General features: G+C 67.9%; 9 protein-coding genes. 1 reads left to right on the top strand and 8 read right to left on the bottom strand.

The annotated features are described in order from the left end of the window. Positions 1-43 precede the first annotated feature (43 nt). Positions 44-175 (top strand): AbfB domain-containing protein, encoded by a 132-nt coding sequence (locus AOK15_RS10020; RefSeq protein WP_240508372.1) that lies wholly within the window; start codon positions 44-46, stop codon positions 173-175. 72 nt (positions 176-247) lie between these two features. On the opposite strand, the gene AOK15_RS10015 is transcribed toward AOK15_RS10020, so the two are convergent. From AOK15_RS10015 to AOK15_RS09980, 8 genes are all read right to left on the bottom strand, one after another. After that, positions 248-580 (bottom strand): metal-sulfur cluster assembly factor, encoded by a 333-nt coding sequence (locus tag AOK15_RS10015; RefSeq protein ID WP_055514975.1) that lies wholly within the window; start codon positions 578-580, stop codon positions 248-250. Further along, a complete protein-coding gene (gene sufU, locus AOK15_RS10010; RefSeq protein WP_055514972.1) occupies positions 577-1,041 on the bottom strand; it encodes a Fe-S cluster assembly sulfur transfer protein SufU in 465 nt (154 codons plus the stop codon). The genes AOK15_RS10015 and sufU overlap by 4 nt, the downstream gene beginning before the upstream one ends. A gap of 16 nt (positions 1,042-1,057) precedes the next feature. Beyond that, positions 1,058-2,314, bottom strand: coding sequence for a cysteine desulfurase (locus tag AOK15_RS10005; protein ID WP_055514970.1), 1,257 nt, complete (start codon positions 2,312-2,314; stop codon positions 1,058-1,060). Further along, complete coding sequence (gene sufC / locus AOK15_RS10000) at positions 2,311-3,075, bottom strand: Fe-S cluster assembly ATPase SufC (RefSeq protein ID WP_055514967.1); 765 nt, start codon at positions 3,073-3,075, stop codon at positions 2,311-2,313. Before sufC ends, AOK15_RS10005 begins: the two co-directional genes overlap by 4 nt. 7 nt (positions 3,076-3,082) lie before the next feature. Then, complete coding sequence (locus AOK15_RS09995) at positions 3,083-3,403, bottom strand: non-heme iron oxygenase ferredoxin subunit (RefSeq protein ID WP_055514965.1); 321 nt, start codon at positions 3,401-3,403, stop codon at positions 3,083-3,085. After that, a complete protein-coding gene (gene sufD / locus AOK15_RS09990; RefSeq protein WP_055514963.1) occupies positions 3,400-4,632 on the bottom strand; it encodes a Fe-S cluster assembly protein SufD in 1,233 nt (410 codons plus the stop codon). The genes AOK15_RS09995 and sufD overlap by 4 nt, the downstream gene beginning before the upstream one ends. A gap of 89 nt (positions 4,633-4,721) precedes the next feature. Continuing rightward, the gene (gene sufB, locus AOK15_RS09985; RefSeq protein ID WP_045560921.1) at positions 4,722-6,146 is read right to left on the bottom strand and encodes a Fe-S cluster assembly protein SufB; all 1,425 of its coding nucleotides are present in this window, start codon (positions 6,144-6,146) and stop codon (positions 4,722-4,724) included. Continuing rightward, positions 6,143-6,874 carry a helix-turn-helix transcriptional regulator gene (locus tag AOK15_RS09980; protein ID WP_055514961.1) on the bottom strand — a complete coding sequence of 244 codons (732 nt, stop codon included), beginning with the start codon at positions 6,872-6,874 and terminating at the stop codon, positions 6,143-6,145. The genes sufB and AOK15_RS09980 overlap by 4 nt, the downstream gene beginning before the upstream one ends. Positions 6,875-6,937: the final 63 nt, after the last annotated feature.

The following is a 6,937-nucleotide window of genomic DNA, read 5'->3' as shown; positions in this document are numbered from 1 at the left end:
GGACGCCACCTTCTGCCCCCGCTCCGCGTACTCGGACACGATCATGCTGGAGTCGGTCAACTACCCGGGTTACTTCGTGCGCCACCGGAACTTCCAGCTCCGTATCGAGCGCTACGAGCACAGCGGTCAGTTCTTCGCCGACGCCACGTTCGCCATGGAGAAGGGCCTGTCCTGACCGGCTGTCGAAAACCGACATGGGTGTGGCCCCCGGCGATTCGCCGGGGGCCACACCCATGTCCCGTCCGTCTCAGACGTTGAACCCGAGCGCCCGAAGCTGCTCGCGGCCGTCGTCCGTGATCTTGTCCGGGCCCCACGGGGGCATCCAGACCCAGTTGATGCGCAGCTCGTTGACGAGGCCGTCCGTGGCGGACTTGGCCTGGTCCTCGATGACATCGGTCAGCGGGCAGGCCGCCGAGGTCAGGGTCATGTCGATCGTCGCGATGTTCGCGTCGTCGATGTGGATGCCGTAGATCAGGCCCAGGTTGACGACGTCGATACCCAGCTCGGGGTCGACGACGTCGTACAGGGCTTCGCGGATCTCCTCCTCGGAGGCCGGCTTCATCTCCACGGTGTCGCTCATGCCGTCTTCCTTTCGGCGTCGGCGCCCAGCGCCTGGGCCGTCGCGTCCTTCCACGCCATCCAGCTGAGGAGGGCGCACTTGACCCGGGCCGGGTACTTGGAGACCCCGGCGAACGCGACCGCGTCCTCCAGGACCTCCTCCATCGCGTCGTCCGGCTCGATCTTCCCCTTGGACTGCATCAGCTCCAGGAAGGTCTCCTGGATCCGTCGCGCGTCCGTCAGCTCCTTGCCGACGAGCAGCTCGTTCAGCACGGAGGCGCTGGCCTGGCTGATCGAGCAGCCCTGGCCCTCGTACGAGACGTCCTCGATGGTCGTACCGTCGTACTTCACGCGCAGGGTGATCTCGTCGCCGCACGTGGGGTTCACGTGGTGCACCTCGGCGTCGCCATCCCGCAAGCCCCGCCCGTGCGGGTTCTTGTAGTGATCCAGGATGACTTCCTGGTACATCGAGTCCAGCTTCATGCGATCGCTCGTCCCATCAGCCGAAGAAGTTCCGTACGTGCTCCAGGCCGTCGACCAGCGCGTCGATCTCGGCCGGCGTGGAGTACAGATAGAACGACGCTCGCGTGGTCGCGGGAATTCCGTACCGCAGGCAGACGGGGCGGGCGCAGTGGTGCCCGACCCGGACCGCGATGCCCTGCTCGTCGAGGACCTGACCCACGTCGTGCGGGTGGATGTCGCCGAGCGTGAAGGAGATCGCCGCGCCCCGGTCCTCGGCCGTGGCCGGGCCGATGATGCGCAGGTCAGGGACCTCCGTGAGCCGCTTCACCGCGTACTCGGTGAGGGCGTGCTCATGGGCGAGGACCTTGTCCATGCCGATCGAGTTGAGGTAGTCGATCGCCGCGCCCAGACCGACCGCCTGCGCGATCGGCGGGGTGCCCGCCTCGAACTTGTGCGGGGCGGGGGCGTACGTCGACGAGTGCATCGACACCGTCTCGATCATCTCGCCGCCACCGAGGAACGGGGGCAGATCCTCCAGGAGCTCCTGGCGGCCCCAGAGCACGCCGATGCCGGTCGGACCGCACATCTTGTGACCGGTGAAGGCCACGAAGTCGGCCTGGAGGGCCTGGACGTCCAGCGGCATGTGCGGCGCGGCCTGCGAGGCGTCGACGCAGACCAGGGCGCCGACCTCCTGCGCCCGGCGCACTATCGCCTCGACCGGGTTGACCGTGCCCAGGATGTTGGACACCAGCACGAAGGAGACGATCTTCGTCTTCTCCGTGATGATCTGGTCGATGTTCGACAGGTCGAGCCGGCCGTCGTCGGTGAGGCCGAACCACTTCAGCTTCGCGCCCGTGCGCTGCGCGAGCAGCTGCCACGGCACGATGTTGGAGTGGTGCTCCATCTCCGTGATGACGATCTCGGTCTCGGAGTCCACCCGGTAGGGCTCGTCGGCCCAGCCGAGCATGTTCGCCACGAGGTTCAGCGACTCGGAGGCGTTCTTGGTGAAGATCACCTCGTCGCGGCTGGGCGCGTTGATGAAAGCGGCGACCTTGTCGCGCGCGCCCTCGTACAGCGCCGTGGCCTCCTCGGCGAGCACATGCACACCGCGGTGGACGTTGGCGTTGTAGCGCTCGTAGTACTCGCTCAGGGCGTCCAGCACCTGGCGCGGCTTCTGCGAGGTCGCCGCGTTGTCCAGGTACACGAGCTTCCGCTCGTCGTGGACCTGACGGTCCAGGATGGGGAAGTCCTTGCGGATCGCCTCTGTGTCGAGGAGGCCCGGCAGCTGTGTCACGCGGATGCGCCACCCTTCGTGTATGCCTCGTAGCCCTCGTTCTCCAGCTTGTCGGCGAGCTCGGGGCCACCCGACTCGACGATCCGGCCGCCCGCGAAGACGTGGACGTGGTCGGGCTTGATGTAGCGCAGGATGCGCGTGTAGTGCGTGATCAGCAGGGTGCCGACCTCGCCGGTCTCACGGACGCGGTTGACGCCCTCGGAGACGACCCGGAGCGCGTCGACGTCCAGACCGGAGTCCGTCTCGTCGAGGATCGCGACCTTCGGCCTGAGCAGTTCGAGCTGAAGGATCTCGTGGCGCTTCTTCTCACCGCCGGAGAAGCCCTCGTTGACGTTGCGCTCGGCGAAGGAGGGGTCCATGTTGAGGCGCTGCATGGCCTCCTTGACCTCCTTGACCCAGGTGCGCAGCTTGGGGGCCTCGCCGCGGATGGCGGTGGCGGAGGTCCGCAGGAAGTTGGAGACCGAGACGCCGGGGACCTCGACCGGGTACTGCATCGCCAGGAACAGGCCCGCGCGGGCGCGCTCGTCGACGGACATCTCCAGGACGTCCTCGCCGTCGAGCAGCACGGTGCCGCCGGTGATCGTGTACTTCGGGTGACCCGCGAGCGAGTAGGCGAGGGTCGACTTGCCGGAGCCGTTGGGGCCCATGATGGCGTGCGTCTCGCCCTGCTTCACGGTGAGGTCGACGCCCTTGAGGATCTCCTTCGTGGCGTTGTCGGCCTCGACGGTGACGTGCAGGTCTCGGATTTCAAGCGTTGCCATGGGTGCCTCAGGACTCCTGGGTGAGGGAGACGAGCACGTCGTCCCCTTCGATCTTTACGGGGTATACGGGGACGGGGCGCGTCGCGGGTAGGCCGGACGGCTTGCCGGTGCGGAGGTCGAACGCGGAGCCGTGCAGCCAGCACTCGATCTGGCAGTCCTCCACCTCGCCCTCGGAGAGCGAGACGTTCGCGTGGGAGCAGATGTCGTGGATGGCGAACACCTCTCCCTCGGTCCGCACGACCGAGACCGGCGTGCCGTCGAGTTCCACCCGCTTGGGGGTGTCCTCCTCCAGCTCGCTCAGCCCGCAGGCGCGTACGAAGGTGGTCATCGGCCCGGTCCAGACACGGTCTCCAGCTCCTCGTCGATCTTCTCGAGCAGGCGCTGCTCGATGTCGTCGACGCCGATCTGCTGGACCAGTTCGGCGAAGAAGCCGCGCACGACGAGGCGGCGGGCCTCCTCGGCGGGGATACCGCGGGCCATCAGGTAGAAGAGCTGCTCGTCGTCGAAGCGGCCGGTCGCCGAGGCGTGGCCGGCGCCGACGATCTCACCGGTCTCGATCTCCAGGTTCGGCACGGAGTCGACGCGGGCACCGTCCGTGAGGACGAGGTTGCGGTTCATCTCGTAGGTGTCGGTGCCCTCGGCCGCGGCCTCGATGAGGACGTCGCCGATCCACACCGCGTGAGCTCCGTCGCCCTGGAGGGCGCCCTTGTAGACCACGTTGGACTTGCAGTGCGGCACGTTGTGCGTGACCAGCAGGCGGTGCTCCTGGTGCTGTCCGGCGTCGGTGAAGTACAGACCGAACAGCTCGGCCTCGCCGCCGGGGCCGGCGTAGGTGACGCGCGGGTGGAGGCGGACGACGTCACCGCCGAAGGTGACGACGACCGACTTGAAGGAGGCGTCCCGGCCGACGAGGGCGTTGTGCTGGGCGATGTGCACGGCCTTGTCGTCCCAGTCCTGCACGGAGACGACGGTCAGCTTGGCGCCGTCACCGAGGACGTAGTCGACGTTGGCGGCGAGCACGGCGTCACCGGTGTGGTCGATGACGACGACGGCCTCGGCGAAGGCACCCAGTTCGATGACCTGGTGGGCGAAGGCGGTGCCGCCCTCGCCGTGCACGGCGATGCGGATCGGCTCGGTGAGGACCGTCTCCTTGGCGACGGTGATCACACCGGCCTTCTCGAACGCCGAGTAGGCCTGGGCGGCGACGCGGTCCACCGGGGTGCCGGCCTTGCCGAGGCGGGCGTCGTCACGGCCGACGGCCTCGACGGTGACGCCCTCGGGGGCCTGCACGTCGACCTTCAGGCCGTCGCCGGTGCCGACGGCGGTGCCGTCGTGCAGCCCGCGCAGCCGCTCCAGCGGGGTGAACCGCCACTCCTCCTCGCGGCCGTGCGGCACGGGGAAGTCCGCCACGTCGAAGGACGGGGGCGCGCTCATGCGCGAGACGACGGTCGACTCGGCGGCCACCGCGATCGAGCCGGCGGTGGTGGAGCCCACCGGTGGGGGTCCCCCCTGTCCGAGCGAAGTCGAGGACTTGGGGGAGTTCTGAGCCTCAGCCATGGCTGTCGGTCTGCTCTCTTCCTACGTTTACGATCTTCGGCCCGCCCCGGAGAGGCGGGCCGCCTGCTGCTGGACCGGAAGGTCTGGGGTCAGCCGACCGCGCCTTCCATCTGCAGCTCGATCAGCCGGTTGAGCTCCAGCGCGTACTCCATGGGCAGCTCCTTGGCGATCGGCTCGACGAAGCCGCGCACGATCATCGCCATCGCCTCGAACTCGCTGAGGCCGCGGCTCATCAGGTAGAAGAGCTGGTCCTCGGAGACCTTGGAGACGGTCGCCTCGTGGCCCATGGAGACGTCGTCCTCGCGGACGTCCACATAGGGGTAGGTGTCGGAGCGGGAGATGGTGTCGACGAGCAGCGCGTCACAGAGGACGTTGGACTTCGAGCCGGGGGCTCCCTCACCGATCTCGATCAGGCCTCGGTAGGAGGTGCGGCCACCGCCGCGCGCGACCGACTTCGACACGATGTTCGAGGAGGTGTTCGGGGCCATGTGGACCATCTTGGCGCCGGCGTCCTGGTGCTGGCCCTCGCCCGCGAACGCGATGGAGAGGGTCTCGCCCTTGGCGTGCTCGCCCATCAGGTAGACGGCCGGGTACTTCATCGTCACCTTGGAGCCGATGTTGCCGTCGACCCACTCCATGGTCGCGCCCTCGTAGGCCACGGCGCGCTTGGTGACCAGGTTGTAGACGTTGTTCGACCAGTTCTGGATGGTCGTGTAGCGGCAGCGGGCACCCTTCTTGACGATGATCTCGACGACCGCGGAGTGCAGGGAGTCCGACTTGTAGATCGGGGCCGTACAACCCTCGACGTAGTGGACGTAGGCGTCCTCGTCGACGATGATCAGCGTCCGCTCGAACTGGCCCATGTTCTCCGTGTTGATACGGAAGTAGGCCTGGAGCGGGATCTCCACGTGCACGCCCTTCGGCACGTAGATGAAGGAACCGCCGGACCACACCGCGGTGTTCAGCGACGCGAACTTGTTGTCGCCGACCGGGATGACGGTGCCGAAGTACTCCTTGAAGAGCTCGGGGTGCTCCTTCAGGGCGGTGTCGGTGTCCAGGAAGATGACGCCCTGCTCCTCCAGGTCCTCGCGGATCTGGTGGTAGACGACCTCGGACTCGTACTGGGCGGCGACACCGGCGACGAGGCGCTGCTTCTCCGCCTCGGGGATGCCGAGCTTGTCGTAGGTGTTCTTGATGTCCTCGGGCAGGTCCTCCCAGGACTCCGCCTGCTTCTCCGTGGAACGCACGAAGTACTTGATGTTGTCGAAGTCGATGCCCGAGAGGTCCGAGCCCCAGTTCGGCATGGGCTTCTTCTCGAACAGGCGCAGGCCCTTGAGGCGGAGCTTGGTCATCCACTCCGGCTCGTTCTTCTTGGCGGAGATGTCCCGGACGACGTCCTCGTTGATGCCACGCTTGGCAGAGGCGCCGGCCTCGTCGGAGTCCGCCCAGCCGTATTCGTACTTACCCAGGCCCTCGAGCTCAGGGTGGGCGGTCTCCTCGATGGGGAGAGTCATGCGGGGTTCCTCCCGGCCGTGCTTGCGGATGCGTTGGTGGCTGACTTGGAAACTCTGGGGATGAACGTCGTGCAGACGCCGTCGCCGTGGGCGATGGTGGCCAGCCGCTGGACGTGCGTACCGAGCAGTTCGGCGAAGAGCTCGGTCTCGGCCTCGCAGAGCTGCGGGAACTGCTCGGCCACATGGGCCACCGGGCAGTGGTGCTGGCAGAGCTGCTCACCCTGGTGGGGGTGGGGGGCACTGCGTGCCGTAGCAGCGTACCCGTCCGCGCTCAAGGCCTTGGCCAGGGCTTCGGCCCTGTCCTCGGGGGCGGCTGCCTCGACCGCCTTGCGGTACTCGCCGGCCTGCGCGGCGACCCGGGCGCGGGCGAAGGCGGCGACAGCCTGCTCCCCGCCCTCCTGGTCCGCGATCCAGTGGAGCGCGTCCGCGGCCAGTTTGTCGTACGACTGGTCGAAGGCGTCGCGGCCGCAGTCCGTCAGGGCGAACACCTTGGCCGGGCGCCCGCGCGTGCGCGCGCCGTACACGCGCTGCTCACGGGGCTGCACGACGTCGTCGGCGACCAGGGCGTCGAGGTGTCGGCGGACGGCGGCCTGGGTCAGGCCGAGACGGCCCGCCAGGTCGGCCACGGTGGACGGCCCGTGATCCAGGATGGACCGCGCGACCCGGTTGCGAGTCGATCGCTCACCGGTCGCGAGTTCCTCCTGCGGAGCCGCGCCAACGTTTTTCACAACGCCATTGTTGCGTAATTCCTCGGAGGGGGGCAAGCCGCGCCCCGAGCACCCGGCCGTGCC

Source organism: Streptomyces ossamyceticus, from assembly GCF_001418475.1.
GTDB classification, from domain to species: domain Bacteria; phylum Actinomycetota; class Actinomycetes; order Streptomycetales; family Streptomycetaceae; genus Streptomyces; species Streptomyces ossamyceticus.
Note: the sequence above shows the minus strand (reverse complement) of the source record. Positions and strands in the feature narration are given on the sequence as shown.